The sequence below is a fragment of the Pseudomonas sp. SZ57 genome (assembly GCF_009495975.1).
Classification (GTDB): domain Bacteria; phylum Pseudomonadota; class Gammaproteobacteria; order Pseudomonadales; family Pseudomonadaceae; genus Aquipseudomonas; species Aquipseudomonas syringae.
Window position 1 is genome coordinate 269,186 of the sequence record NZ_WIBD01000002.1, and the last position, 24,815, is coordinate 294,000.

Consider the following 24,815-nt stretch of genomic DNA (forward strand, 5'->3'; position numbering starts at 1 on the left):
TCGCGTCGGAGGTGCCGGTGTTAGTGCGGAAAAACACCCAGTAGGCCGACACAGCAAGGCCTGCAGGCGCTAGGGCTGCCTGGGGAGCAATCCAGCCCCCGAACCTGCTGACGTCTCTCCTAGTAAATGAAAGGTGGGCGTTTATCGTCGTTTGTGAAAAATTGGCTGCAGGCCACGCAATCCGGGGCTTTCAGGCTATTTTGGGTGAGTAGATGAGTGCGCAACCATTCTCGTAGTTTTTGCAAAAAAGGGCTATGCCGTCAATGGACGAAAACCAGGACTAGAATCCAATAATCTTCATGTATAACAACGTGATAGCTCGATATTTGGTGTCTACACATTTTTGCAAAATCGACGTCCTGTGCAAGCCCGGCAAGAACGCTGGAGGTCATATCTGACGCGGGGTTCAGGGAAGCCCAGGGTGGATTTCTACTACTTTCGCGAACGCATCAAGGCTACACGAGCTAGGAGGTTGGTGAAGGCGGCTATACATAAGCAGACACAGAGACATACACAATTTAACATAATATACATTATGCGTAACAAGATGTTACGCAGCCTGGCCCAGTCCCACCGCATTTCAGAAGCCATGCAAACACTTCATCGCGGCGATTGAATCGCCGCTTCCGGGCCCTGCAAACAGTCCCAGTGGCGACCGCGAAAAAGCAGAAGCTCGAACGTACTGCACGTTGATCTATCACGAGCCTGAAAACACTCAAGAGCGCGCTGGGGTCGAGAACCAGATCCAACCATGGGCTCCTGAACGCAAGAACCGGCTCTTCGCCGAGTATTCGCAAGGCGGCAAACTCGCGTCTATGTGGACAGTATCCTGCGATGTATTTAGGGTTACCGTTCCCACGCAAACCAACCGACGAGAGCTTTATGCCCAATACACTGAGTTTTCACCAGGTTGATGTATTCGCCAATAAGCCATTGGAAGGCAATGCACTGGCAGTCGTATGCGACGCTGATGATCTGACCACCGAGCAAATGGCCGCGTTCGCACGTTGGACAAACCTCAGCGAGACTACATTTCTCATGCGTCCTACCCATCCTGATGCGGATTATCGTGTACGTATCTTTACGCCAATGCGTGAACTTCCCTTCGCTGGCCACCCTACCTTAGGTAGCTGTTACGTGTGGCTGGGGGATAATGGTTTTTCGCAAAGTAAAGAAGTCGTTCAGGAGTGTGGTGCAGGCTTAGTTAACATCCGCCGCGACGGCACTCGCCTGGCTTTCGCGGCACCACCATTGCTGCGTGGAGGTGCGGTTGAAGACGATGTTTTGCACCGCATCATCGATGGATTGGGTGTTGCACCTGACCGTATTATTGCGAGCCAATGGGCAGACAACGGTCCGGGTTGGGTTGTGGTAATGCTGCGCTCGCGTGAAGAATTGTTGGCAATACATCCAGACTATGCAGCACTGAACGGTTTAAACGTAGGCGCCTTTGCGCCTTGGATCGGGCGAGATGCAGGAGCTGATATTGAAGTTCGAGCCTTCATTAGTGACAGGTCTGCCGAAGACCCTGTTACTGGTAGCCTTAATGCCAGCCTTGCCCAATGGCTAATACCAGCCGGACTAATGCAAAAACGATATACCGTCAGCCAAGGTACGGCTTTGGGGCGTCACGGACGAATTCAGGTGGAACAAATTGGCGAGCGCATCTGGGTTGGTGGGGAGGTTCAAAAATGCATTACCGGTCGGGTCTCTTTTTAGCAGATGATTAAACATCAGGTCGAGCTGCCGAACAACCGCCCTCGCCCAGCCTTAAACCCCCTGAGATGGATAACTCAACTAAACAGTCATTTAGTTGAGTTATTCATCAACACCAACAAGCGCCCCTCTTACACTTTACCCAGACATAAAACGCTCACCGGTGGACGATCAACTCTGAGGCGACTTTTCTCAGCATAAAGGTCTCACGCTGTATGGACTGCCCCATCGAAGATTCCTGGCGCTGCATAACAGCCTCATTGTGGGCAATGGCTTCAGTTACGCTGATCCACACGGGCCGCATGCCATTGGCTATTTCATGGCTTTCCATCCTCACAGGCTCTAACTGGTGCGCGACTTCGCACAGGTAAAAATGCGAAGTCATGTGCATCAGATCATACTGGGGCTTCCAATAGGGCCGGTATTCTTCGATGTAACCATAATGCTGGAGCACCTGAATTTCACGAGCACCCGTCTCTTCTTCAAGTTCACGCTTCAGACCAGTAACAACGTCCTCGTCGGCATCCAGGCCGCCTCCGGGGAAACTGAAGTCGTTATAGCGCTCAGTGAACAGTAAAAGTATTTTTTCATCCCGCAATACGATGCCGCGTGCCGCATGGCGTCGGAATATTCTGCCCTGTGTGGACTTCAGTTCGGGATGAATGATTTCGGTAATGAGTTGCATGGGGTCTTCATTTCAAGTGAGCTGGAGAATTCGAAGCAGTTGTCTGCGTGATTGTACCCATAGCAAGTCAACAGCTGTGTCGGCCGAGCGTACGCAGATCCTCCAGCAACCGAACAAATTCGACAACGGCTGGAGCCATTGTTTGCTCCGTACGGGTAATAAGCCCAATCTGCCGAACAACACCCGGATGATCGACTGGCACTTTCCTCAGGTCTCCCCGCCCATCGTCCGCTGACTCCGGAAGAAGCGTAATGCCCTGCCCCTGTCTGACCAAAGCAAGCACGGTAGACATGTAATTGGCTTCCAGACCCGCAGATAAAGGCAGTTGCTCGTCAGCAAACACTCGCTCGACCAGATCGCGAACGCTGCTTTCCCTGCCGGTAAGAACGATCGGGAAACCAGCTATCTCGTTCAGTCTCACTGCGCGGCGATTCGCCAAGGGATGGTCTTTTGGAGCGAACAGGCACAACCGGTCTTCCAGGATGGCGTTGAACTCCAGCCCATGGGTGGGTCTAGCCTGCACGCCTAATCCGAAATCCACCTCGCGCTCTAGTACAAGCGCGTCGATTCGCTGCGCGACGACATCTCGCAGCCTGACCTCGACACCGGGAAACCGCTCGCGAAACGTCTTCAACACTGCAGGCAGTACGCCGGAACACAGCGATGGCAAGGCGGCGATGCTGATCAAGCCGCGTCGTGAGGCTGCGATGTCCCGCGCGGCGTTAACGATGTTGTCCAGATCCAGCAGCAGTTTCTCCATGGGCAACAGCGCATTTTGCCCGGCGCCGGTCAGGCAGACATGGCGTGGGCTTCGTTCCAGCAAGGCAACGCCCAGCCAATCCTCGAGTTGCTGGATTTGCACGGTCAGTGCAGACGGCGACAAGTTGAGAGCGGCTGCAGCCTTGGAAAAACTGCCGGTCCGAGCCACTGACAGGAAGGCGCGGATGTGCTGGATCGAATTCTTCATTTTGTTTTTCCGAACATGACCCACTGAATATTTCAATTCACAGAGCGTAGCGTCGTTGCTATTACTCTTGCAAAACAACAATAGGGTGTCTCGTCGCTGCCGCGCACAGGGATGCCAAAGAGGATCAGCCTATGCTCGCCACAATTGGTGTGATAACCATCCTTGCCATGCTCGTCAGCATTATGAGCAAACGCATATCTCCCCTGGTTGCCTTGATCGCCCTTCCCATCATCGCCGCCCTCCTCGCTGGTTTTGGTCTGCAAACCAGTGGCTTCATCATCACAGGCATAAAGAACGTTGCGCCCGTAGTCGGGATGTTTGTATTCGCCATCCTCTTCTTCGGCATCATGACGGATGCCGGCATGCTCGATCCGATCATCGATCGCATCCTCAAACGGGTCGGTACGCGGCCAACGCGCATCGTCATGGGCACCGCACTGCTGGCGCTGTTGGTACATCTGGACGGCTCCGGCGCGGTGACCTTTCTCGTGACCATTCCCGCAATGCTGCCGTTGTACACGCGCCTTGGCATGGATAAACGCATACTGGCGTGCGTGACGGCGATGGCTGCGGGGGTCAACTTCCTGCCCTGGACGGGCCCGGTGTTGCGCTCTTCCGCCGCCCTTCACGTGCCGGTTTCGGATCTGTTTCAGCCGCTCATTCCGGTGCAGATCGTCGGACTGATCTTCGTCTTCACCTGCGCGTTTTTCCTGGGACGGCGCGAAGAGCGACGCCTTGGCCTGGGCCCCGAGAATCTTGATGTAAAACCCCACCAACGCGTGCTCAGCGATGCCGAGCGTGAACTGCGCAAGCCTCGGTTGTTCTGGGTCAACCTGCTGCTGACGCTGGTGGTGATGGGCGCGATGATCGCGGGGGTTGTCGATCCGGTGGTGATGTTCATGCTCGGCACCGTGATTGCCTTGTGCATCAACTACCCTGCCGTTGACGCACAACGGGCACGTATCGACGCACACGCCAAAACAGCCCTGACCATGGCCAGTATTCTGCTCGCTGCCGGGGTGTTCACAGGCATCATGCAAGGCACCGGGATGCTGAAGGCCATGGCAGAAGTGGCCGTGGGCCAGATCCCGGCCGGGCACGGCAAGCTGATCCCGGTCGTCGTAGGCTTTATATCCATGCCCCTGAGCCTGCTTTTCGATCCGGACTCCTTCTACTTCGGCATCATGCCGGTGGTCGCCGAGGTCGGCAAAGCGCTCGGCGTTGACCCGATGCAGGTCGCGCAAGCGTCGCTGCTTGGCGTGCATACCACCGGGTTCCCGGTCAGCCCGTTGACGCCCGCAACCTTTCTGCTGGTCGGGCTGTGCAAGATCGAACTGGCCGACCATCAGCGCTTCACTATCCCTTTCCTGTTTGCGGCCTCGGTCATCATGACCCTGACCGCTATGGTCATAGGAGTTTTCTGAATGAAAACCATACGGATTGGTTCAGGGGCCGGTTATTCCGGCGACCGCATCGAGCCAGCGATCGAGCTGGCCGAGCATGGGCAACTGGATTACCTGGTATTTGAATGCCTCGCGGAACGTACCATTGCGCTCGCACAACAGTCGCGTCTGGCAGACCCATCAGCAGGCTACGATCCATTGCTGAGCGAGCGCATGCGCCGGGTCTTGCCTTTTGTGGGCAAAGGCGTTGACGGTACGCGCCGTCGCTTGCGAATCATCACCAACATGGGGGCTGCAAATCCGCTTGGCGCCGCAAGCGAAATACGCCGGATAGCGAAAGAGCTTGGTCTGACCGGCTTGAAAGTCGCAGCGCTGACAGGCGATGACGTGCTCGCAGCCCTGCTGCAGCAGCCCGATCAAACCCTCGACAACGGCAAGTCTCTGCGATCCATCGGCGACAGACTCATCTCGGCCAATGCCTATCTGGGCGCGGAAGGAATCATCCAGGCCTTGTGCGCCGATGCTGACGTGATCGTTACCGGTAGGGTCGCCGATCCGTCACTGTTTCTCGCACCGCAAATGTTCGAGTTCGGCTGGGCCGAGGACGACTGGGCATTGCTGGGCCGCGGGACCCTGGTCGGGCATTTGCTCGAATGCGCCGGCCAGGTCAGCGGCGGCTATTTCGCGGATCCCGGTTTTAAAGACGTCCCGGACCTCGACCGCCTGGGCTTCCCACTGGCCGAGATAGATGCGGCAGGCAACGCCGTTATCAGCAAAGTGGCGGGTTCCGGTGGCCGCATTGATACCGCCACCTGCACCGAGCAGATGCTGTACGAAGTGCATGACCCTGCCGCCTACCTGACGCCCGATGTCAGCGCAGATTTCACTCATGCGGCCTTCGATTCCATCGCGAGAGACGAAGTACGCGTTCAGGGGGCGAACGGACGCGCACGTCCCGAGACGCTGAAGGTGTCAGTGGGTTTTCTCGATGGCTGGATCGGCGAAGGACAAATGTCCTACGGCGGCCCCGGCGCGCTGGCTCGCGGACAGTTGGCGAAGGACATCGTGCTCAAACGTCTGGCCCTGACAGGCGTGGCATGTGAGGACATTCGAGCCGAGCTGATCGGCGTTAACGCCTTGCATGGAAGTCACCTAGGAGCGCGAGCCGAGGGCGAGCCCTGGGAGGTACGCCTTCGGGTGGCCGCGCGTTGCGTGGACAAAAACGATGCGGTACGCGTTGGCAATGAAGTAGAAACCCTCTACACCAACGGCCCGTACGGCGGCGGCGGTGCGAGCAAGTCAGTCCGCCAGGTGGTCGCGGTGGCGTCACTGTTTGTGCCGAGAGACCACGTCAACCTGCACGTACACCTGGAGGACCTGACATGAACACCACCAAACTGCGGGACATCGCGCACACACGTACCGGTGACAAGGGTGACGTCTCGAATATCTCCATCGTTGCCTTTCACATCGACGATTATCCACGTCTGGCTGAGCTGCTGACGGTGGAGCGGGTCACTGAACACTTTGCCGAACTGCTGGACCTGAATGGCCACCCCGTAAGGCGCTACGAACTGCCGCGTGTAGGTGCGCTCAACTTCGTCCTGCCCGGCATCCTGCGTGGCGGAGTCACACGGTCACTGGCGCTCGATGCCCACGGCAAGGCGCTGGGGGCCGCACTGCTCGATCTGGCCTTGGAGTGGCAAGCCGCGCCGGCCAATGCAACACTTCGGTCGCCCCCCTAGCGGCGCACTTTGGCGCACCCTGCACGCATTCATGCAACAAATCCGTACCAGTTGAAAAATTGGTTCACCCACCGGCGAACCAATCCTCTCAGCACGTCGCGTACCAGTCAGGCGGACCTTTGAACATTGGCCCGCCAGGCTTGATCGTCGCCAGTCGCTGGTCATCTTGTCGCTCAAAATCAACCGAACCAATTTTCATTGGCATCGCTCTTGCACCAGCCCTTTTGCCTGGAACCCCTGCCTGCGGGCAGCTCAGGGCCTCTTTTTTCGGTCTGGCGCGAGTACCACGATGCAAAGGTTCGACCCTGACATTCCCATCGACAACTCTTCGAAACTGGCGCTGGATGCGTTGCGCCAGATCGTTGCCCAGCATGCAGCCTTCCCCCAGCGGGCATTGCCTACCGAGCGCGATCTGGCAGCCGATTTCGGGGTTAGCCGCCGCGCAGTTCGTCGCGCCCTGTCGGTGCTGGAGGCCGAAGGCCAGGTCTGGCGCCGACAAGGTAAAGGGACTTTTGTCGGACCGACGCCACCCAGCGCCGCCATGAGCTTCGCGCGGCTTTCCGGCCGGACCAATTTCACCGAGGTCATGGAAGCGCGTCTGCACCTGGAACCGGCACTTGCCTCACTGGCAGCGGTACGGGCCAATGGTGAACAGATGGCGATTCTGCGCCGCCTCGCCGAGCGCACCACTCGCCAGCAGGTCGCCGAGCAGACCGATGCCGAGGGCATCGAGCTGTGGGACAGCGCCCTGCACCGCGCCATTGCCGAAGCGGCGGGTAACCGGCTGATGCTGGACATCTTCGAAATGCTCGATGCGATCCGTCTGGACCCGGCCTGGCGCGACTTGCGTCACCGGGCACGCAATGCCGACCGCCTCGACACTTACAGCCACGATCACGATGACATCGTCAGCGCCATTGAAAGCCGCGATCCGATCAAGGCCGCCACCGCCATGCGCGGCCATTTACGTGCGCTGCAACAGGCCCTGAACACCGTCATCAACCAAGACCTGGAGGCCAGCCTATGAGCGCCACTGCCCACCTCACAGAAAACGGCGACGGCACGGTGCTCAGCATCAGCGACCTGACCGTCCGCTTTGCCGGTGCGCCCGCCAATGTTGTCGACGGCGTGTCGTTTTCCGTCAAGCGCGGCAAAACCCTGGCCATCGTCGGCGAGTCCGGCTGCGGCAAGAGCGTGACCTCAATGGGCCTGATGGGCCTGTTGCCGACCACGGCCAAGGTAGGCGCCAGCGACTCGCTGCTGATCGATGAAGCCTTGCTGGGTATGTCCGAAGAGCGGCTGCTGGACGTGCGCGGTAACCGCATGGCGATGATCTTCCAGGAGCCGATGACCTCCCTCAATCCGGTCTTCACCATTGGCGAGCAGATCGCTGAAAGTGTGATGCGTCATCAGGGCCTTTCAGACAAGGCTGCCCGCCAGCGGGCTCTGGACATGCTGGAAAAAGTCCGCGTGCCGGACGCTCGCCAGCGGCTGGACGCCTACCCGCATGAACTCTCGGGAGGCATGCGGCAACGGGCCATGATTGCCATGGCGCTGGCCAATGACCCGGCGCTGATCATCGCGGACGAACCGACGACTGCGCTGGACGTCACCATTCAGGCGCAAATTCTCTCGCTGATCGCCAACCTGCAGACCGAGACCGGCACAGCGATGATTCTGATCACCCACGATTTGGGCGTGGTTGCCGAAGTCGCCGATGAGGTCATGGTCATGTACGCCGGACGCGTCGTGGAAAGCGGCCCGGTGAAAACCCTGTTCGACGATCCGCAGCATCCGTACACCATCGGCCTGATGGGCTCGATGCCCTCGATCGGTCCTCGTGAAGGCCGCCTGGCAACGATCAACGGCCGAGTGCCGACGCCGGCAGAAATGCCCGGCGGTTGCCGTTTCGCCGGACGCTGCCCGTTTGTGATCCAGCAATGCAGAGACGAACGCCCGCCGCTGCTTGAGTTGTCCCCCGGACACTTCGCCGCGTGCATCCGTGCGCCTTTGGAACAGCATGTGGGAGTCAGTGCGTGAACCTTTCCAAACCAGACATCGCCGGGCGCGTCAGCCCCGACAGCAACGCGCAGAAACCCATTCTGGAAGGCATCGGCCTGAGCAAGCACTTCGCCGTGGAAAGCGGTCTTTTGCAGCCGAAGAAGCCACCGGTACAGGCTGTCAATGAAGTCAACCTGTCAGTCCGCAAGGGCGAGACGCTGGCACTGGTAGGCGAGTCCGGCTCGGGCAAATCCACGCTTGGCCGCTTGCTGCTCAACCTGCTGCAACCGACTGCGGGTGACGTGATTTACGAGGGCCGCAACCTCGCCAACCTGACGCCGGAAAAGCTGCGTCAGGTACGCCGTGACCTGCAGATCATCTTTCAGGACCCGTTCGCCTCGCTGAATCCACGCATGACCGTGGAATCCATCGTTGGCGAACCGATCTGGCTGCACAGTAAAGCCAGCCGCAGCGACCGTCAGGCCAAAGTCGCCGAGTTGTTGCGCACGGTAGGTCTGGCTCCGGAACACGGCGGTCGGCATCCCCATGAATTCTCTGGTGGTCAGCGCCAGCGCATCGGCATCGCCCGCGCGCTGGCTTCCGAGCCGCGCTTGATCCTCGGTGACGAACCGGTCTCGGCGCTGGACGTTTCGGTGCAGGCACAAGTGGTCAACCTGCTCGAAGACCTCAAGCATCAATTCGGCCTGACCCTGGTGATTGTTGCCCATGGCCTGGCCGTGATTCGTCATATGAGCGACCGCGTGGCGGTGATGTACCTGGGTGAAATCGTCGAACTGGCGCCGGTCGACGCGCTGTTCGAAAACCCGTTGCACCCTTATACCCAAGCACTGATGGCCGCCGTGCCGGTCAGCCACCCTGACCTGCGCCAGCCACGTCCGTTACTGGGCGGCGACATGCCCAGCCCCAGCCGCCCGCCTTCAGGCTGCCGCTTTCATACCCGTTGCCCGCACGCCCGTGCGCTGTGCAAGGAGGCTGCGCCGGTCATGGAAACCGTCGAGGCCGAACGCCAGGTCGCCTGCCACTTCTGGCGCGAAATCGCCAACGCAGGCAGCGCCACGCTGATCCTTCCGACACCCAGCGCTGCCTATACGCAGCGCCTGAATCTGTTCAAACACCATCAATCCCTTGCAGTGGAGAGCCAGCCATGAAAATCGCACACGTCGTGACAGGAACATTGTTATTGCTGGCCGCCAACGCTGCCTTCGCCGAATCGACGTTGCGCATCGGCATTCAGGACGATCCCGATGTGCTGGATCCGCATCGTTCGCGCACCTACTCCGGCCGCCTGGTCTACACCGCGCTGTGCGACAAACTGGTGGACGTCAACCCGGACCTGACCTACTCGCCGCAACTGGCCACTGCCTGGAACTGGAGCGAAGACGGTAAAACCCTGACCATGACGTTGCGCGAAGGCGTGACGTACCACGATGGCGAACCTTTTGATGCCGCCTCGGTGAAGTTCAACCTCGACCGCGCCCGCACCCTCCCCGACTCGCTGCGCAAAAGCGAGCTGGCCTCGGTGGACAGCGTCGAGGTGATAAACGCAAAAACCGTCGCCATCAAGCTCAAGCAAGCCGATGCCACGCTGGTTTCTCAGCTATCGGACCGTGCCGGGATGATGCTCGCGCCGAAAGCCGCGCAAGGCGAGTTCGCCTCCAACCCGGTCTGCTCCGGCCCTTACAAATTTGTCCAGCGCGTGCAGCAGGATCGAATCGTGCTGGAGCGTTTTGACAACTACTGGAATAAACAGGCGTATCACTTCGACAAAGTGGTGTTCCTGCCGATTCCGGACACCTCGGTGCGCCTGGCCAACCTGCGCTCCGGCGACCTGGACATCATCGAGCGTGTTGCGCCAACCGATGTGAAAACCGTCAAGGCCGACAGCAAGCTGGCGATCTACAACACACCCGGCCTGGGCTACATGCAGCTGATGTTCAACATCGGCAACGGTGAAAAAGCCAACTCGCCGATGGGCAAGGACAAGCGCGTACGCAAGGCCTTTGAGCTGTCCATCGACCGCGATGCCATCAACCAAGTGGTGTTCGAGGGTCTGTACGCGCCAAGCGCTCAGCCGTTCCCGAAAAACAGCCCGTATTACGACAAGGAACTGCCGATCCCGGCTCGCGATATCGAGAAAAGCAAGGCGCTGCTGGCTCAGGCCGGCGTGAAACTGCCGTTGGCGGTGGACCTGAAAGTGGCCAACAACCCCATCGCGCAACAGGTCGGGCAGATCATTCAGGCCATGGCTGAAGAAGCGGGCTTCAAGGTCAACCTGATTGCTACTGAATACGCGACGATGCTCAGCGAACAGGCGAGCGGCAACTTCCAGATCGGCATGAGCGCCTGGTCAGGCCGTCCTGATCCGGATGGCGATATCCATCAGTTCGTGACCTGCAAAGGCGGTCAGAACGACGGCAAGTACTGCAACGCCAGGCTCGACGAACTGCTCAACAAGGCGCGCACCGTGAACGACGTTGCACAACGCCAGGCACTCTACAACGACGCGCTGCGCTTGCTGGCCGATGAAGTACCGACCGCCTACCTGTATTTCGACCCGCGAATCATTGCCATGCGTAACAACGTGACCGGTTTCGTCCCTAACCCGGATGGTCTGATTCGTCTGAACAATGTCGCGTTCAAGCAATGACTGACGGGCGCACCTGCGAGGTTCCGGTATGCTGATGTTCATCCTGCGACGCCTGCTCAGCTCGATCCCGACGCTGATTCTGGTTTCGCTGTTCGTCTTCACCCTGCAGAAGCTGCTGCCGGGTGACCCGGTGCTGGCCATGGCCGGGGAAGAGCGCGATCCGGCGGTCATGGAATACCTGCGCGACAAGTACCGGCTCGATGACCCGATCCCGTTGCAGTACCTGAACTGGGTCGGCAACGTGCTGACCGGCGATCTGGGCACTTCGCTGCGCACCGAGCAACCGGTAACCACGCTGCTGGCGTCGAAACTGCCAGTGACCATTGAGCTGGCGGTGCTGGCCCTGCTGATTGCGCTGTTGATCGGCATTCCCACCGGGATCATTTCGGCGGTACGCAAAGGCACCGCCGTGGATTACGGGGCCAACGTGGTGGCGCTGTCGGGGATTTCCATTCCGCACTTCTGGCTGGGCATTCTGCTGATCATGGTCTTTGCGGTGAAACTGCAGTGGCTGCCCGCCTCCGGCTTCGTGCCGATGGGCGAGGACTTCGGGCAAAACCTGAAGACCCTGATCCTGCCTGCCTTCGTATTGGGTGCCGGGCTTTCGGGGATTCTCATGCGCCATACCCGCAGCGCCATGCTGGAAGTACTGCGCGCTGACTACGTGCGCACCGCCCGGGCCAAGGGATTGTTCCCGCGCACGGTGATTCTCAAGCATGCGCTGCGCAACGCGTTGATGCCGATCATCACCCTCACGACATTGCTGTTCGGCGAGTTGCTCGGCGGTGCGGTGTTGACCGAGCAGGTGTTCAGCATTCCGGGGTTCGGCAAGATGATCGTCGACGCCGTGTTCAACCGTGACTACGCCGTGGTGCAAGGCGTGGTGTTGTGTGTCGCGATTGGCTTCCTGATGTTGAACCTGTTGGCCGACGTGCTTTATCGCCTGATCAACCCACGTCTGAGGACTGCCTGATGACCGCTATTGCCAGCCTCTCGCACAGCGCGATACTGCCCCGCAGTCGCTCGCCTTTTCTGAAGAAATTCCTGGCCAACAAAGGCGCGGTGCTTGGCGCGGCGGTGTTGTTGCTGTTTGTCCTGGCGGCGGTTCTGGCGCCCTGGATTGCGCCCCATGATCCGCTCAAAGCCAACTTCCTCGCGGTACGCAAGGCGCCCTCATTGATCTACTGGATGGGCACCGACGAACTGGGGCGCGATCTGTTCTCGCGCTTGCTGTATGGCGCCCGCAGCTCGCTGCTGGCCGGTGGTGTTTCGGTGGCCATCGCCATGTTTATCGGCGTGCCGCTGGGTCTGCTGGCCGGGTACTTTGGCGGCAAGCTGGACATGATCATTTCGCAAGTCATGGAAGCGCTGCTGTCCTGCCCGTTTCTGGTGCTGGCCATCGCTTTGGGCGCCTTTCTCGGCCCCAGCCTGACCAACGCGATGATCGCCATCGGCCTGTCCGCGATGCCGATCTTTGCCCGACTGACCCGCGGCCAGGTGCTGTCGATCAAGCACGAGGATTACCTCGAAGGTGCGCGCGCCATCGGTCTGCCGGATCGCTGGATCATCCTGCGTTACGTGCTGCCCAACGTGATGTCGCCGCTGGTGGTACAGGCAACGCTGACCATCGCCTCGGCGATTCTGGCCGAAGCCAGCCTGTCGTTCCTCGGCCTGGGCCAGCAACCGCCGTCGCCGTCCTGGGGCTCGATGCTCAATACTGCGAAGAATTTCATGGAGCAGGCTCCGTGGATGTCGATTGCGCCTGGCGTGGCGATCTACATCACGGTCCTGTGTTTCAACCTGCTGGGTGACGGCCTGCGCGATGCGCTGGACCCCAAGGGCTAAACCTTTCGTCTTCTGCCAAAGAGAAACGCTTATGTTCGATGATCTGGATTACAACCAACCGTACGCGTCGGCCCGCTCGCCGGTGATGGGCAACAACATGGTCGCCTGCTCTCAGCCATTGGCCGCTCAGGCCGGGCTGGACATGCTGCGCCGTGGCGGCAATGCGGTCGACGCTGCCATCGCCGCGGCCATGGTACTGACTGTGGTCGAGCCCACCGGCTGCGGAATCGGCAGCGATGCCTTTGCCATCGTCTGGGACGGCAGCAAGCTGCAAGGCTTGAACGCGTCCGGCCGCGCGCCACAAGCCTGGACACCGGAATACTTCGCAGGCCAGAGCCAGATGCCGCAACGCGGCTGGCCTGCAGTCAGCGTGCCGGGTGCGGTATCGGCCTGGGTGGAGCTGTCAGCGCGCTACGGCAAACTGCCCTTCGCGACCCTGGCCGAACCGGCGATTGGCTACGCCCGCGACGGCTATCAGGTCACGCCGATTATCGCCGAGTTGTGGAAACGCGGCGCACATCTGCTCAAGGACCAACCGGGCTTTGCCGAGTGTTTCATGCCGGATGGCAAGGCCCCCATGGCCGGAGAAAAAATCCAGCTCAAGGACCACGCCCGTACGCTGGAACTGATCGCGCAGACCAAAGGCGAAGCGTTCTATCGCGGCGAACTGGCGCAAACCATCATTGCCCATGCCAACGCCAATGGCAGCGTGATGAGCCTCGACGACCTGGCGACGCACACCGTGGACTGGATCGACACCCTGTCGGTGCCATACGCAGGCGCTGTGGTGCATGAACTGCCGCCAAATGGCCAGGGCATTGCCACCCTTGCCGGCCTGACCATGCTCGAAGCACTGGGCGTCGGTGAACACCCGGTGGACAGCCTCGAGACGGTTCATCCGGTGCTGGAAGCAATGAAACTGGCCCTGGCCGACCTCGACGAACATGTCGCCGACAGCGAGCACATGCGCGTGCCCTCAGCCGATTTGCTGGGCCAGGCTTACCTGACGGAACGCGCACGGCTGATCACCGATCAGGCCGCCAATCCCGGGCACGGCTCGCCAAAACCGGGCGGCACGGTGTACCTCTCGGCAGCGGATGAAAGCGGCATGATGATCTCGTTCATCCAGTCCAACTACATGGGCTTCGGTTCGGGTGTGGTTGTACCCGGTACGGGCATCAGCATGCAGAACCGCGGCGCGGGCTTCTCGCTGGACCCGCAGCACGTCAATTACGTCGCGCCGCGCAAACGCCCGTTCCACACCATCATCCCCGGTTTTGTCATGAATGCCGACGGCACGCCGCTGATGTCCTTCGGTTTGATGGGCGGCCCGATGCAGGCGCAGGGTCATTTGCAGATGATGATGCGCATCCTGCGCTACAAACAGAACCCGCAAGCCGCTGCCGACGCACCGCGCTGGAGAATCGAAGCCGGCCTGAAAGTCGCCGTGGAACGTGCGTTTGACCCCGAAGTGGTGAAAGCACTACGCGCCAAAGGTCACGACATCGATGTCGAAGAGCCAAGCGGCGTGTTTGCCTTCGGCGGTGCGCAGATTATTCAGCGCACCGCGCATGGGTACGTGGGCGGGACCGATCCGAGGAAGGACGGAACGGTCGCAGCGTATTGAGCGACCGCGATATCCGCTACTGACAAGCCATCGAGCAGACGGCCCTGGTCGGGAATCAGTTGCTCGATGCGCTTGGTAATCCGCGCAACTAAGGGTTACACCTTGCCCTCGACAAAGGGGCTTGCAGCTCGCCGGTAGCCCAGTAGCGCGTCCAGGATGATAAAGCCCAGCAGACTCACGCCCAGTACGGGCAGCGCAAAGCCAGTCAGCAGTGCACCCAGGATCAACGCCCATTGCGCGCCCGGATTCAACGAGCGCCAGAGACTCAAGAGCGTTGCCTGCTGATTGCGTGGTTGAGAAAGCATTGGACGGCGTCGCCACCACATCACATAACCCATGACGACCATGGCCGCCAGGCCACTGGCGAACACCACCAGCACCAATTGATTGGCCAGACCGAACAACACACCCATGTGCGCATCAATGCCCCAGCGGGTGAGCTTGGCGGGCAGCGAATAGTCTGCAAACTTGACATGATCCACCACGTCCAGTGTTTGCGGGTTGATCGACACGGCATCTACTTGCGTCGGCCAACTGCGATCTATCTCGCTGACTACCCAGGCCTTGTCATTGCTTGCGGATGGCCTGATTTCAACCTTGGCAGCATCGATATGTTCGGCGCGCGCTTTGGCCAGAACACTGTCGAACAAGGCAGGGTCCAGCTCGGACGCCTGTGTCGTCGGCGCCATGTGCATATGATGCTCGGCGTGCTCGTCCATGGGCATAGACATGGGCATCGCCGCCGACTTGCCCAGTGAGGTGGCCACACTGGGCGTTGACCAGCCGTAGTAGGCACGCAGTACGCCAATGTTATCGCCGGCGTACTGTGACCATGTCAAACCGGTGGCCGAGAAGAACAGCAGGCCCAGCAGCAGCCATACGCCGGTGGTTGCATGCCAGCGGCGCACGTTGCCGCGTTCACGACTTTGCCGACGACGGCGAACCGCCCACAGCACCAGACCGCCGAGCGCAGCCACCCACAGCCATGAGGCGGCCAGCTCGCTGTAGATCCTGCCGACATCGCCCAGCAGAAGGCCCCGATGAAACTGATCGATCCAGGTACGTAGCGGTAATACGCCACTGGTACCGTAGACCTTCATGTCGCCGCGAATTTCGCCACTCACCGGGTCCACGAACAGCGCCCGATGCTCTGACGGGCCAAAGCCCGGATCGCTGAACATGACCCGAGTGGTATCCCCTTCCCGGGGTGCCGGGCGCACTGCGGCAACGCTCAGGCCTGGACCTGCCGATGCCTGCGCGCGCTGGATCTGCGCCTGCAAGCTCATGGCAGGACCACGGCTGTCTGTGTGCAGCGCACGCGCATAGAGCGAATCTTCGATCTGCGGGGTCAGTGCATAGACGACGCCACTCAAGGCCGCGACCAGCATGAACGGACCGACGAATACGCCGATGTAAAAATGAAGCCTTTTCAGAAAGGCGAAAAATGCTCCGGAAGGCCGTGGCTCCGGGCTTGAAAACGATGCAGACATAGGGACTCACCAACGTATGAACGCGCCCCGCCGGAATGACCTTCCGGCAGGCTGTAAAGGCAATATCGGTTGTTCGTGCGAGTAGTACTCACACGTCCACGATGGGCACTAGGCTCTATACGAAAAGTCGGCGAGCGAAGGTCAGGCAAGGCAAAAACAGACGAGGAACGGCCGGGGTCGCGTTCGACTCTACGTGTTGTAAATGAGCATTCCGAGCCTGTTTTTAACGAAGCATCACCGAGCGCAGCCACTTTTCGTACAGAGCCTAAGGGGCCTGTGGATTGAGTCCCGGGAGGGTATACCTTGGCAGGTTGCCGAGCCAGAAGTCGGGCAACACAAAACGAGTACGACGGACACGGATCAACCAGCCCAGCGCCACGAAGAAAATCATCGCCAGCGTCAGTGTGCCGGCAAACGAACACTCTCCCGACTGCGCCTTCATGCTGCCTGACATGTCCATCTTCTTGGAAGAATCGTGCATGGACATGTGCATCGTGTGATGCCCGGCATGCATATCAGACATCCCATGATCTGCATGGGAAACCGAAGCCATTGCAGTGCCCGCAAAGGCGGCCATCATCTGGCCGTGACCGATGCTGCACGCAAGACCATTGAACAGGACAACTGCGTACAGTATCCAGGCAATGGGCGAGCAATGGGTTCGGAAGAAGTTCATGGCGGCTAATTTAACATCTCTGGCCGGAACTAGACAGAACGGGGTGAGCGGGTCGGCAGCCTGCGCAGGGTCGATAAACGGGTGGCATGGGTTATCCGAGTCCGCCACCTGTTCGCACGAGGCAAAGCACGCCGCGTGGCCCTTTGCTTTGCTGCATAGAATAAACCTGGCAATGGCAGTCAAGCGGACCGTCGTTCTACACACATCGTTAACTACTTCGTCGGTACCCTCTCCTTACAGGAGCGTGTCGAATATAAAGGCACATGAAGTAAGCCTTGAACACTTCGCCCCCATCAGCACGCCTGCATGAAACTGCCTTGACCTTATAACTCACCCAAACATTTCTCGATGATTACCTATACCAACCTGTTCCTTATCAGCAAACTTCCTCTCTGCCGCACTGCCCGACCCTACCGCCTGGTTATATATATCACTTGATAGCGGTCATGTTTTCTACACCCGGCAAGCTTCCTTCTGACCGGGGTTTACGCGAATGCAACGCCTGCGTCTCGAAGAACCGAGAAAAAAGCTGACCCCCCAATGAAACCTGGTCAATAGCAACCTTTTCGAGTCAGGCTCGACCCTGCCCAACAACGCAAAACCCATTCCCCGGTCATGAAAGCTTCATTAAAAAAACCTGCAACTGCAACACACTTCATCCGCTTTAACTTTCCATGATTATCATGAGCAAGCTGAACTAAAGCTGTCTGTTCATGACGCGTTCGATGAAACCTGAACGGCAGATTAATAATTCTACATGGACGCATAACGGCGTTGTCGTTCGTTTGGCTTTCACCCTACTCTATGATTCGAAAGCCTGCCAGGCGATACAAAAAAGCAACGGCGTCTGGACATTATTTTCATAGTTGAACGCCTAAGTTCACCGCACTCACGCGCACTCGTGGTGTGACTTTTTTATGTTCGGCCCTGCTGCGTCAATCGGAGAGTCTCTGTAGATGAGTCAAACTTTTCTTGCCTTTTCACGGCCGTCCATTGGCGATGAAGAAATTGCTGCGGTAACGCGCGTGCTGCGCTCCGGATGGATCACCACTGGCCCGGAATGTCAGAAGCTGGAGGAGGAGTTCGCCGCGCGGATCGGCGCGCAGCATGCAGTGGCACTGTCTTCGGCCACCGGGGCAATGCACATTGCGCTGCTGGCGCTGGGCGTAGGGCATGGCGATGAAGTGATTACGCCGTCGCAAACCTGGGTGTCGACAGCCAACATGATCTGCCTGCTGGGGGCCACTCCGGTGTTCGTCGATATCGACCGTGACACCCTGATGACCAGCGCTGCGCTGATAGAGCAAGCCATCACCCCGCGAACCAAGGCGATCGTGCCGGTGCATTACGCAGGCGCTGCATTCGATCTCGACCCGCTGTATGCGCTGGCCGACCGGCACGGCATCACTGTGATCGAAGACGCTGCGCATGCCGCCGGCACCGGTTACCAGGGACGTCCGGTCGGCCAGCAGGGCACTGCGATCTTTTCGTTTCACGCGATCAAGAACATGACCTGTGCCGAAGGCGCGATGCTGGTCACCGACAATGCGCGACTGGCTGATCGGGTGCGTCAGCTCAAATTTCATGGCCTGGGTGTCGATGCTTACGACCGCCTGACCCTGGGTCGCAAGCCCCAGGCCGAGGTTATGGAGCCTGGTTTCAAATACAACCTGGCCGACATCAATGCGAGCATTGCGCGGGTGCAGTTGCAACGCCTTGATGCCATCAATGCACAGCGCCAGGCGCTCGCCAGCCATTACCTCGAACGACTGGCCAGCAGCCCTGTTCTACCTCTCGCCCTGCCCCGGCATGCCCAGCAACACGCCTGGCACCTGTTCATTCTGCGTATCGATCCCGAGCGCTGCGGGCTGGATCGCGACGCCTTCATGAAGGCCTTGCAAGCGCGAAACATCGGCACCGGCATTCACTTCATCGCGACTCACCTGCACAGCTATTACCGCAAGCGTTTCCCCGACGTCCGCCTGCCCGACACGGAATGGAATTCATCAAGGCTGTGCTCCATACCCCTGTTTCCCGACATGACCCTCGATGATGTCGAGCGGGTTGTCGGTGCCATTGAATCGACCGTGGAATCCAGCCATTGAAACCGTATCCCATCAAGTTCGTGTCGATCGTCATCCCTGTCTACAACGAACGACAAAGCCTGCCAGAGTTGTTGCGCCGTACTGAAGCGGCCTGCAAACAGCTCGACCACCGCTTCGAAGTCGTGCTGGTCGACGATGGTAGCCGCGACGACTCGGCAGACATTCTCCAGCGGGCTGCCGAGCGCGCCGATAGCCCCTTTGTCGCAGTGATCCTGAATCGAAACTACGGTCAGCACGCCGCCATCATGGCCGGATTCGAGCAGTGCCAGGGCGACGTGGTCATTACCCTCGATGCCGACCTGCAGAATCCACCCGAGGAAATCCCTCGTCTGGTAAAGCTCGCTGAACAGGGATACGACGTAGTCGGCACGGTGCGCAGCAATCGTCAGGACTCCGCCTGGCGACGCTGGCCATCGAAACTCATCAACCTGGCGGTGCAGCGCTCCACCGGCGTGGCCATGAACGATTACGGCTGCATGCTGCGCGCATACCGGCGCACGATTGTCGACGCCATGCTCGCCTGCCGGGAGCGCAGTACGTTCATTCCGATTCTGGCGAACGGCTTTGCGCGACACACCACCGAGGTGCTGGTCGATCACGCCGAACGCAAGCACGGCGACTCCAAATACAGCCCGATGCGCCTGATCAACCTCATGTTCGACCTGATCACCTGCATGACCACCACGCCCCTGCGCCTGCTCAGCATCATCGGCTTCAGCATGGCGTTGCTCGGTGTCTCGTTCGCGGCCCTGCTGATCGTTCTGCGCCTGATCTTCGGCGCGTCATGGGCCGGGGACGGCATGTTCGTACTGTTTGCCGTGCTGTTCGTGTTCACCGGAGGGCAGTTCATCGGCATGGGACTGCTGGGTGAATACCTGGGCCGGATGTACAGCGATGTGCGTGCGCGTCCGCGGTTCTTTATCGAAAAGGTCGTGCGCAGCTCGTCACCGGTTGCCACCGACAGCATTGATTCCTCTGTAACTCCCTATATGAACAAGGTCGCGCCATGAGCACTAAAGCTGTCGTTTTCGCTTATCACGATATTGGCTGTGTCGGCCTGCAGGCGTTGCTGGACGCGGGCTATGAGATTGCGGCGGTGTTCACCCATGCCGACGACCCCAAAGAAAAAACCTTTTTCGGCTCTGTGGCGCAGATGTGCGCCCGGCACGGCATTGCGGTGCATGCCCCCGAGGACCCGAATCACCCGCTATGGGTAGAGCGCATCGGCAAACTGGCGCCGGACTTCATTTTCTCCTTCTACTATCGCCAGCTGCTCGGCGATTCGCTGCTGGCCTGCGCGAAAAAAGCTGCGCTGAACCTGCATGGCTCGCTGCTTCCGCGTTATCGCGGACGCGCGCCGGCCAACTGGGTGCTGGTCAACGGCGAAAGTGAAACCGGCGTTACCCTGCATCAGATGGTCAAACGCGCGGATGCCGGGCCGATAGTCGCTCAGCAGCGGGTGTCGATCAGTGCCACCGATACTGCCTTGACGCTGCATGGCAAATTGCGTGACGCCGCCGCTGACCTGCTTTGCGAAACACTGCCCCTGCTGGCCGCGCAAGGGCAACTGCCAGCTACGCCCCAGGATGAATCCCGTGCGACGTATTTCGGTAGGCGCACCCCGGCCGACGGTTTGATTGACTGGTCGCTGCCAGCCACTCAGCTCTATAACCTCATCCGCGCGGTAACACAGCCCTACCCTGGCGCGTTTTGCCCGGTCGGCGACAACAAGCTGATCGTCTGGGCTGCCAGCGTGGACACGAGCAGCAATGGCGAGGCGCCCGGCACGGTCATCAGTCACGAGCCATTGCGTATCGCCTGTGGCGAGGGCTCGCTGGTCATCACCGCAGGGCAACGCGGTGACAGCGGCTTGTACCTCAGTGGTGCACAACTGGCACGCGAATTCGGGTTGGTAGCAGGCTCGCAACTGCTCGACAAGGCAAAGCGCCGGCCGGTTCGTCGTACCCGAGTGTTGATCCTCGGCGTCAACGGTTTCATCGGCAATCACCTGTCCGAGCGTCTGTTGCAGGATGACCGTTACGAAATCTACGGCATGGATATCGGCTCGGACGCCATCGAGCGCCTGCGTGCCAAGCCGAACTTTCATTTCATCGAAGGTGACATCAGCATCCATACCGAATGGATCGAATACCACATCAAGAAATGCGATGTCGTGCTGCCGCTGGTGGCCATCGCAACGCCGATTGAATACACGCGCAATCCACTGCGGGTTTTCGAGCTGGATTTCGAAGAGAACCTGAAGATCGTCCGCTACTGCGTGAAGTACAACAAGCGCGTGATTTTCCCCTCCACGTCCGAAGTCTATGGCATGTGCCAGGACGCAAACTTCAACGAAGACACGTCCAACCTGGTCGTTGGCCCGATCAACAAGCAGCGCTGGATCTACTCGGTGTCCAAACAACTGCTGGACCGGGTGATCTGGGCCTATGGCCAGAAAGGCCTGCAATTCACCCTGTTTCGCCCATTCAACTGGATGGGGCCGCGTCTGGACCGCCTGGATTCGGCGCGCATTGGCAGTTCGCGGGCCATCACCCAACTGATCCTGCACCTGGTCGAAGGCACGCCCATTCGCCTGGTGGACGGCGGCGCCCAGAAGCGCTGTTTCACCGATGTCGTCGACGGCATCGAGGCGCTGGCGCGGATCATCGAAAACCGCGATGGGCGCTGTAACGGACAGATCATCAACATCGGCAACCCCGACAACGAAGCCAGCATCCGTCAATTGGGTGAAGAGCTGCTTCGCCAGTTTGAAGCCCATCCGTTGCGCGGCCATTTCCCGCCTTTCGCGGGCTTTCGTGAAGTCGAAAGCCAGTCCTTCTATGGCAAGGGCTACCAGGATGTCAGCCATCGCACGCCGAGCATCGACAACGCCAAAAAGCTGATTGGCTGGACGCCGGGTATCGAGCTGAGCGAAACCATCGGCAAAACCCTGGATTTCTTCCTGCGCCAAGCCATGGCTGAAAAAGCGGATCAGTGCTGATGCAGGCAGGCTTGAGAATCGATGTCGACACTTACCGGGGCACGCGTGAGGGCGTGCCCCGGCTGCTGGACATACTCGACGAAGCGCAGGTCAAGGCGACCTTCTTTTTCAGTGTCGGCCCCGACAATATGGGGCGCCATCTATGGCGCCTGGTAAGGCCCACGTTCTTCTGGAAGATGCTTCGCTCCAGGGCGGCGAGCCTGTATGGCTGGGATATTCTGCTGGCCGGTACCGCATGGCCGGGCAAACCGATCGGCCGGGACCTTGGCCCGCTGATGCGCCGCGCGCTGGATGCAGGTCACGAAATCGGCCTGCATGCCTGGGATCACCATGGCTGGCAAGCCAATGCCGGACACTGGAGCGACAGACAGTTGACCGCCCAGATACAACGTGGGGTCGATTGCCTGAGCGACATCCTCAGCCATCCGGTGGTCTGCTCCGCAGCGGCAGGCTGGCGCGCCGACCAGCGCGTCGTGCAGGCCAAAGAGGCGTTTGGCTTTCGCTACAACAGCGACTGCCGTGGCGCCAGCCTGTTTCGCCCGCTGCTGGCCGACGGTAGCCCCGGTACCGCTCAGATTCCAGTGAACCTGCCGACCTTCGATGAGGTGATCGGCGCGCACCTCAAGCCGGATGCGTTCAACGACTACATTCTCGGCCGCTTCGCCGCACGACGGCTCAATGTCTACACCCTTCACGCCGAAGTGGAAGGGATCATCATGGCCGACGGTTTCAGGCAACTGTTAAAGCGGGCCAATACCCAAGGCATCCACTTCGCGCCGTTGGGTCATCTGCTGCCCGATGCTATCGAACGGTTGCCTTCCGGGCATATCGTTCGCGGCCACCTGCCTGGCCGCGAAGGCTGGCTGGGGGTGCAGCAGTGATGCACGTCAGGCATCGTCATCTTGCACTGCTGTTATTGGCGTTCGTGCTGGCTTATCTGCTGCCGCTGGGCTTTCACGGCCTGTGGATTCCCGATGAAACCCGCTATGCGCAGATCAGCCAGGAAATGCTCCACAGCGGTAACTGGATCGCGCCGCACTTCATGGGGCTGCGTTACTTCGAAAAACCGGCTGCCGGTTACTGGCTGATTGCACTGGGGCAGCAGGTCTTTGGCGAGAACCTGTTCGGCGTGCGCATTGTATCGGCGCTGGCCAGCGGCTTGAGCGTGCTGCTGGCCTATCTGCTGGCCGGCAAGATCTGGAACGACCCGCGCAAGCAGTTCGCCAGCGCCTTGCTGTTCATGAGCTTCGGCTTTGTCGCCGGCCAGGCCGGTTACGCCAATCTTGATCCGCAATTTACCTTCTGGACCAACGTGACACTGCTGGCATTCTGGTACGCCGTGCGAAGCGTCGGTCGAGCGCGTCTGGCGGCATGGGCGTTAGTCGGCGTGGCCTGCGCAATGGGCTTCATGACCAAGGGCTTTCTCGCCTGGGCACTGCCAGTCATCATCGCCCTGCCCTATATGCTGTGCCAGCGACGCCTGGGCGAGCTGCTCAGATTCGGCTCGCTAGCGGTACTGATTGCCGTTGCCGTCTGCCTGCCGTGGGCGCTGGCGATCCACCAGCAAGAGCCCGACTACTGGCGTTACTTCTTCTGGCACGAGCATATTCGCCGCTTTGCCGGGGATAATGCCCAGCATGCCCAGCCCTGGTGGTTCTATATACCGCTGCTGGTGGCGGCCTGTGTGCCGTGGGCGCTGCTGCTGCCGGTAACACTGAAACAGGCATGGCAAGAAAAAAGCCGCCCTGACATTGCCTTTTTGCTGCTGTGGCTGCTGCTGCCACTGGCGTTTCTGAGCCTGAGCAAAGGTAAATTGCCGACCTACATACTGCCGTGTCTGCTGCCGTTGGCGCTGCTGATGGCCAACACTCTGGTCGAGCGCCTCGATCAAGGCCACAGCACAGCGTTGCGCGCGAACGGAATATTCAACGCGACCGTCACTTTTCTTGGGCTTGTGGCGTTGATCTACCTGCAACTCAAGCAGCCCGTCTACGAAAACGAACCGATGCATCTGTCACTGGCGGTCATCGTGCTTCTCGGATGGACACTCGCCAACGCCCTGCAAGGCTTGCGCCCCCTGACCTTTTGGGCCGCGCCGGCGCTGGGCAGTTGGCTGCTGATTGCATTGCTGCCCGCAGCACTGCCGAACGATGTGATCAACAACAAGACTCCCGACCCTTTCGTGGTCAGGCACCAGGCCGAACTGGCGGACTGCACGCATCTGCTGAGCAACGACCTGGGCGCTGCCTCAGCATTGGCGTGGCGCCTGAAACGGCCTGATGTTGCACTGTTCAACACCTGGGGCGAGCTGGAATACGGCCTGGGCTATCCGGATGTGCAGGGCCGCGAAGTCCGCCTGCAGGACATCGATGTCTGGATGAAGAGCGCTCGCAGCCAAGGCCGGATCGGCGTCATCATGCGCGGCAAGAGCGATGAGGAGCTCAAAGAGCTCGAAAGTCTCCCCAAGGATGGTCAGCGCTATGACGAAGGCAACCTGGCCATCCTCGTTTACGAGAAACCCGAATCGTGACCTGGCTGATGCTGGCAAGCGCATGCCTGCTGACCTGCCTGGGCCAGATCGCACAGAAGTACGCGGTACAAGACTGGCGCGGAGCATTTCCCGGCGCGTTTGCAGCGCTGCGCTCGATATGGCTGTGGCTGGCGCTGGCCTGCCTTGGGTCCGGCCTGCTGGTCTGGCTGCTGGTGTTGCAACGCCTGGACGTCGGCATCGCCTATCCGATGCTGGGTGCTAACTTCGTGCTGATCACGCTGGCAGGTCGCTATCTGTTCAACGAGCCGGTTGACGCACAGCACTGGCTGGGTATCGCGCTGATTCTTGTCGGGGTATTTCAGTTGGGGCATCAAGCGTGACCCGCTGCCGGGCAA

21 protein-coding genes are annotated in these 24,815 nt (G+C 59.7%); 17 read left to right on the plus strand and 4 right to left on the minus strand.

Annotated elements, in window-relative coordinates:
- Positions 1 to 882 precede the first annotated feature (882 nt).
- Positions 883 to 1,719: a PhzF family phenazine biosynthesis protein gene (locus GE543_RS01285; RefSeq protein ID WP_032698902.1), complete on the plus strand. Its 837-nt coding sequence runs from the start codon at positions 883 to 885 to the stop codon at positions 1,717 to 1,719.
- Positions 1,720 to 1,873: 154 nt separating this feature from the next.
- Here the strand turns inward: GE543_RS01285 and GE543_RS01290 are convergent, their stop codons facing one another.
- Positions 1,874 to 2,401: an NUDIX hydrolase gene (locus GE543_RS01290; RefSeq protein WP_153220291.1), complete on the minus strand. Its 528-nt coding sequence runs from the start codon at positions 2,399 to 2,401 to the stop codon at positions 1,874 to 1,876.
- Between the two features lie 67 nt (positions 2,402 to 2,468).
- Entirely contained in the window at positions 2,469 to 3,368 is a 900-nt protein-coding gene (locus GE543_RS01295) for a LysR family transcriptional regulator (protein WP_153220293.1), read from the minus strand.
- A 131-nt stretch (positions 3,369 to 3,499) separates the two neighbouring features.
- Here GE543_RS01295 and GE543_RS01300 point away from each other — a divergent pair, with 131 nt between their 5' ends.
- The 10 genes from GE543_RS01300 (at position 3,500) to GE543_RS01345 (ending at position 14,657) form a co-directional block, all read left to right on the plus strand.
- A complete protein-coding gene (locus GE543_RS01300; RefSeq protein WP_153220295.1) occupies positions 3,500 to 4,792 on the plus strand; it encodes a CitMHS family transporter in 1,293 nt (430 codons plus the stop codon).
- Positions 4,793 to 6,157: an acyclic terpene utilization AtuA family protein gene (locus GE543_RS01305; protein ID WP_153220297.1), complete on the plus strand. Its 1,365-nt coding sequence runs from the start codon at positions 4,793 to 4,795 to the stop codon at positions 6,155 to 6,157.
- Positions 6,154 to 6,516, plus strand: coding sequence for a hypothetical protein (locus tag GE543_RS01310; protein ID WP_003410564.1), 363 nt, complete (start codon positions 6,154 to 6,156; stop codon positions 6,514 to 6,516). The genes GE543_RS01305 and GE543_RS01310 overlap by 4 nt, the downstream gene beginning before the upstream one ends.
- Positions 6,517 to 6,805: 289 nt before the next feature.
- Positions 6,806 to 7,543, plus strand: coding sequence for a FadR/GntR family transcriptional regulator (locus tag GE543_RS01315; protein ID WP_003401136.1), 738 nt, complete (start codon positions 6,806 to 6,808; stop codon positions 7,541 to 7,543).
- The gene (locus tag GE543_RS01320; protein WP_153220299.1) at positions 7,540 to 8,556 is read left to right on the plus strand and encodes an ABC transporter ATP-binding protein; all 1,017 of its coding nucleotides are present in this window, start codon (positions 7,540 to 7,542) and stop codon (positions 8,554 to 8,556) included. The genes GE543_RS01315 and GE543_RS01320 overlap by 4 nt, the downstream gene beginning before the upstream one ends.
- Positions 8,553 to 9,686, plus strand: a complete 1,134-nt coding sequence (locus tag GE543_RS01325; protein ID WP_371927064.1) for an ABC transporter ATP-binding protein — start codon at positions 8,553 to 8,555, stop codon at positions 9,684 to 9,686. Before GE543_RS01320 ends, GE543_RS01325 begins: the two co-directional genes overlap by 4 nt.
- Positions 9,683 to 11,185: an ABC transporter substrate-binding protein gene (locus GE543_RS01330; RefSeq protein WP_153220301.1), complete on the plus strand. Its 1,503-nt coding sequence runs from the start codon at positions 9,683 to 9,685 to the stop codon at positions 11,183 to 11,185. Before GE543_RS01325 ends, GE543_RS01330 begins: the two co-directional genes overlap by 4 nt.
- Positions 11,186 to 11,213: 28 nt before the next feature.
- A complete protein-coding gene (locus GE543_RS01335; RefSeq protein ID WP_004417667.1) occupies positions 11,214 to 12,158 on the plus strand; it encodes an ABC transporter permease in 945 nt (314 codons plus the stop codon).
- Positions 12,158 to 13,030, plus strand: coding sequence for an ABC transporter permease (locus GE543_RS01340; RefSeq protein ID WP_003410575.1), 873 nt, complete (start codon positions 12,158 to 12,160; stop codon positions 13,028 to 13,030). The genes GE543_RS01335 and GE543_RS01340 overlap by 1 nt, the downstream gene beginning before the upstream one ends.
- 31 nt (positions 13,031 to 13,061) lie before the next feature.
- Positions 13,062 to 14,657, plus strand: coding sequence for a gamma-glutamyltransferase family protein (locus GE543_RS01345; RefSeq protein WP_178118524.1), 1,596 nt, complete (start codon positions 13,062 to 13,064; stop codon positions 14,655 to 14,657).
- Positions 14,658 to 14,752: 95 nt separating this feature from the next.
- On the opposite strand, the gene GE543_RS01350 is transcribed toward GE543_RS01345, so the two are convergent.
- Together GE543_RS01350 and GE543_RS01355 are read right to left on the minus strand one after the other, a co-directional pair.
- On the minus strand, positions 14,753 to 16,147 hold the full coding sequence (locus GE543_RS01350) for a PepSY domain-containing protein (RefSeq protein WP_153220305.1): 1,395 nt from the start codon (positions 16,145 to 16,147) through the stop codon (positions 14,753 to 14,755).
- A gap of 265 nt (positions 16,148 to 16,412) precedes the next feature.
- The gene (locus GE543_RS01355) at positions 16,413 to 17,006 is read right to left on the minus strand and encodes a DUF2946 family protein (RefSeq protein ID WP_256664640.1); all 594 of its coding nucleotides are present in this window, start codon (positions 17,004 to 17,006) and stop codon (positions 16,413 to 16,415) included.
- A gap of 773 nt (positions 17,007 to 17,779) precedes the next feature.
- Between GE543_RS01355 and arnB the strand changes: the two genes are divergently transcribed.
- From arnB to arnE, 6 genes are read left to right on the plus strand one after another with little or no spacing between them, the layout of a single operon-like run.
- On the plus strand, positions 17,780 to 18,928 hold the full coding sequence (gene arnB / locus GE543_RS01360; RefSeq protein WP_046269365.1) for a UDP-4-amino-4-deoxy-L-arabinose aminotransferase: 1,149 nt from the start codon (positions 17,780 to 17,782) through the stop codon (positions 18,926 to 18,928).
- On the plus strand, positions 18,925 to 19,938 hold the full coding sequence (gene arnC / locus GE543_RS01365; protein WP_153220307.1) for an undecaprenyl-phosphate 4-deoxy-4-formamido-L-arabinose transferase: 1,014 nt from the start codon (positions 18,925 to 18,927) through the stop codon (positions 19,936 to 19,938). The genes arnB and arnC overlap by 4 nt, the downstream gene beginning before the upstream one ends.
- A complete protein-coding gene (gene arnA, locus GE543_RS01370; RefSeq protein ID WP_153220309.1) occupies positions 19,935 to 21,929 on the plus strand; it encodes a bifunctional UDP-4-amino-4-deoxy-L-arabinose formyltransferase/UDP-glucuronic acid oxidase ArnA in 1,995 nt (664 codons plus the stop codon). Before arnC ends, arnA begins: the two co-directional genes overlap by 4 nt.
- Positions 21,929 to 22,810, plus strand: a complete 882-nt coding sequence (gene arnD, locus GE543_RS01375) for a 4-deoxy-4-formamido-L-arabinose-phosphoundecaprenol deformylase (RefSeq protein WP_153220311.1) — start codon at positions 21,929 to 21,931, stop codon at positions 22,808 to 22,810. The genes arnA and arnD overlap by 1 nt, the downstream gene beginning before the upstream one ends.
- Complete coding sequence (gene arnT, locus GE543_RS01380) at positions 22,810 to 24,459, plus strand: lipid IV(A) 4-amino-4-deoxy-L-arabinosyltransferase (protein ID WP_153220313.1); 1,650 nt, start codon at positions 22,810 to 22,812, stop codon at positions 24,457 to 24,459. Before arnD ends, arnT begins: the two co-directional genes overlap by 1 nt.
- Positions 24,456 to 24,800: a 4-amino-4-deoxy-L-arabinose-phosphoundecaprenol flippase subunit ArnE gene (gene arnE, locus GE543_RS01385; protein ID WP_371927065.1), complete on the plus strand. Its 345-nt coding sequence runs from the start codon at positions 24,456 to 24,458 to the stop codon at positions 24,798 to 24,800. The genes arnT and arnE overlap by 4 nt, the downstream gene beginning before the upstream one ends.
- Positions 24,801 to 24,815: the final 15 nt, after the last annotated feature.

Bases quoted from the DNA above. Each gene is read 5' to 3' on its own strand.
- GE543_RS01295 (WP_153220293.1), bottom strand. From the start codon at position 3,368: ATGAAGAATTCGATCCAGCACATCCGCGCCTTCCTGTCAGTGGCTCGG.
- GE543_RS01350 (WP_153220305.1), bottom strand. From the start codon at position 16,147: ATGTCTGCATCGTTTTCAAGCCCGGAGCCACGGCCTTCCGGAGCATTT.
- arnB (WP_046269365.1), top strand. From the start codon at position 17,780: ATGAGTCAAACTTTTCTTGCCTTTTCACGGCCGTCCATTGGCGATGAA.
- GE543_RS01310 (WP_003410564.1), top strand. From the start codon at position 6,154: ATGAACACCACCAAACTGCGGGACATCGCGCACACACGTACCGGTGAC.
- GE543_RS01330 (WP_153220301.1), top strand. From the start codon at position 9,683: ATGAAAATCGCACACGTCGTGACAGGAACATTGTTATTGCTGGCCGCC.
- arnD (WP_153220311.1), top strand. From the start codon at position 21,929: ATGCAGGCAGGCTTGAGAATCGATGTCGACACTTACCGGGGCACGCGT.
- GE543_RS01345 (WP_178118524.1), top strand. From the start codon at position 13,062: ATGTTCGATGATCTGGATTACAACCAACCGTACGCGTCGGCCCGCTCG.
- GE543_RS01290 (WP_153220291.1), bottom strand. From the start codon at position 2,401: ATGCAACTCATTACCGAAATCATTCATCCCGAACTGAAGTCCACACAG.
- arnT (WP_153220313.1), top strand. From the start codon at position 22,810: ATGCACGTCAGGCATCGTCATCTTGCACTGCTGTTATTGGCGTTCGTG.
- GE543_RS01300 (WP_153220295.1), top strand. From the start codon at position 3,500: ATGCTCGCCACAATTGGTGTGATAACCATCCTTGCCATGCTCGTCAGC.
- GE543_RS01340 (WP_003410575.1), top strand. From the start codon at position 12,158: ATGACCGCTATTGCCAGCCTCTCGCACAGCGCGATACTGCCCCGCAGT.
- GE543_RS01305 (WP_153220297.1), top strand. From the start codon at position 4,793: ATGAAAACCATACGGATTGGTTCAGGGGCCGGTTATTCCGGCGACCGC.
- GE543_RS01315 (WP_003401136.1), top strand. From the start codon at position 6,806: ATGCAAAGGTTCGACCCTGACATTCCCATCGACAACTCTTCGAAACTG.
- GE543_RS01335 (WP_004417667.1), top strand. From the start codon at position 11,214: ATGCTGATGTTCATCCTGCGACGCCTGCTCAGCTCGATCCCGACGCTG.
- arnA (WP_153220309.1), top strand. From the start codon at position 19,935: ATGAGCACTAAAGCTGTCGTTTTCGCTTATCACGATATTGGCTGTGTC.
- GE543_RS01285 (WP_032698902.1), top strand. From the start codon at position 883: ATGCCCAATACACTGAGTTTTCACCAGGTTGATGTATTCGCCAATAAG.
- GE543_RS01320 (WP_153220299.1), top strand. From the start codon at position 7,540: ATGAGCGCCACTGCCCACCTCACAGAAAACGGCGACGGCACGGTGCTC.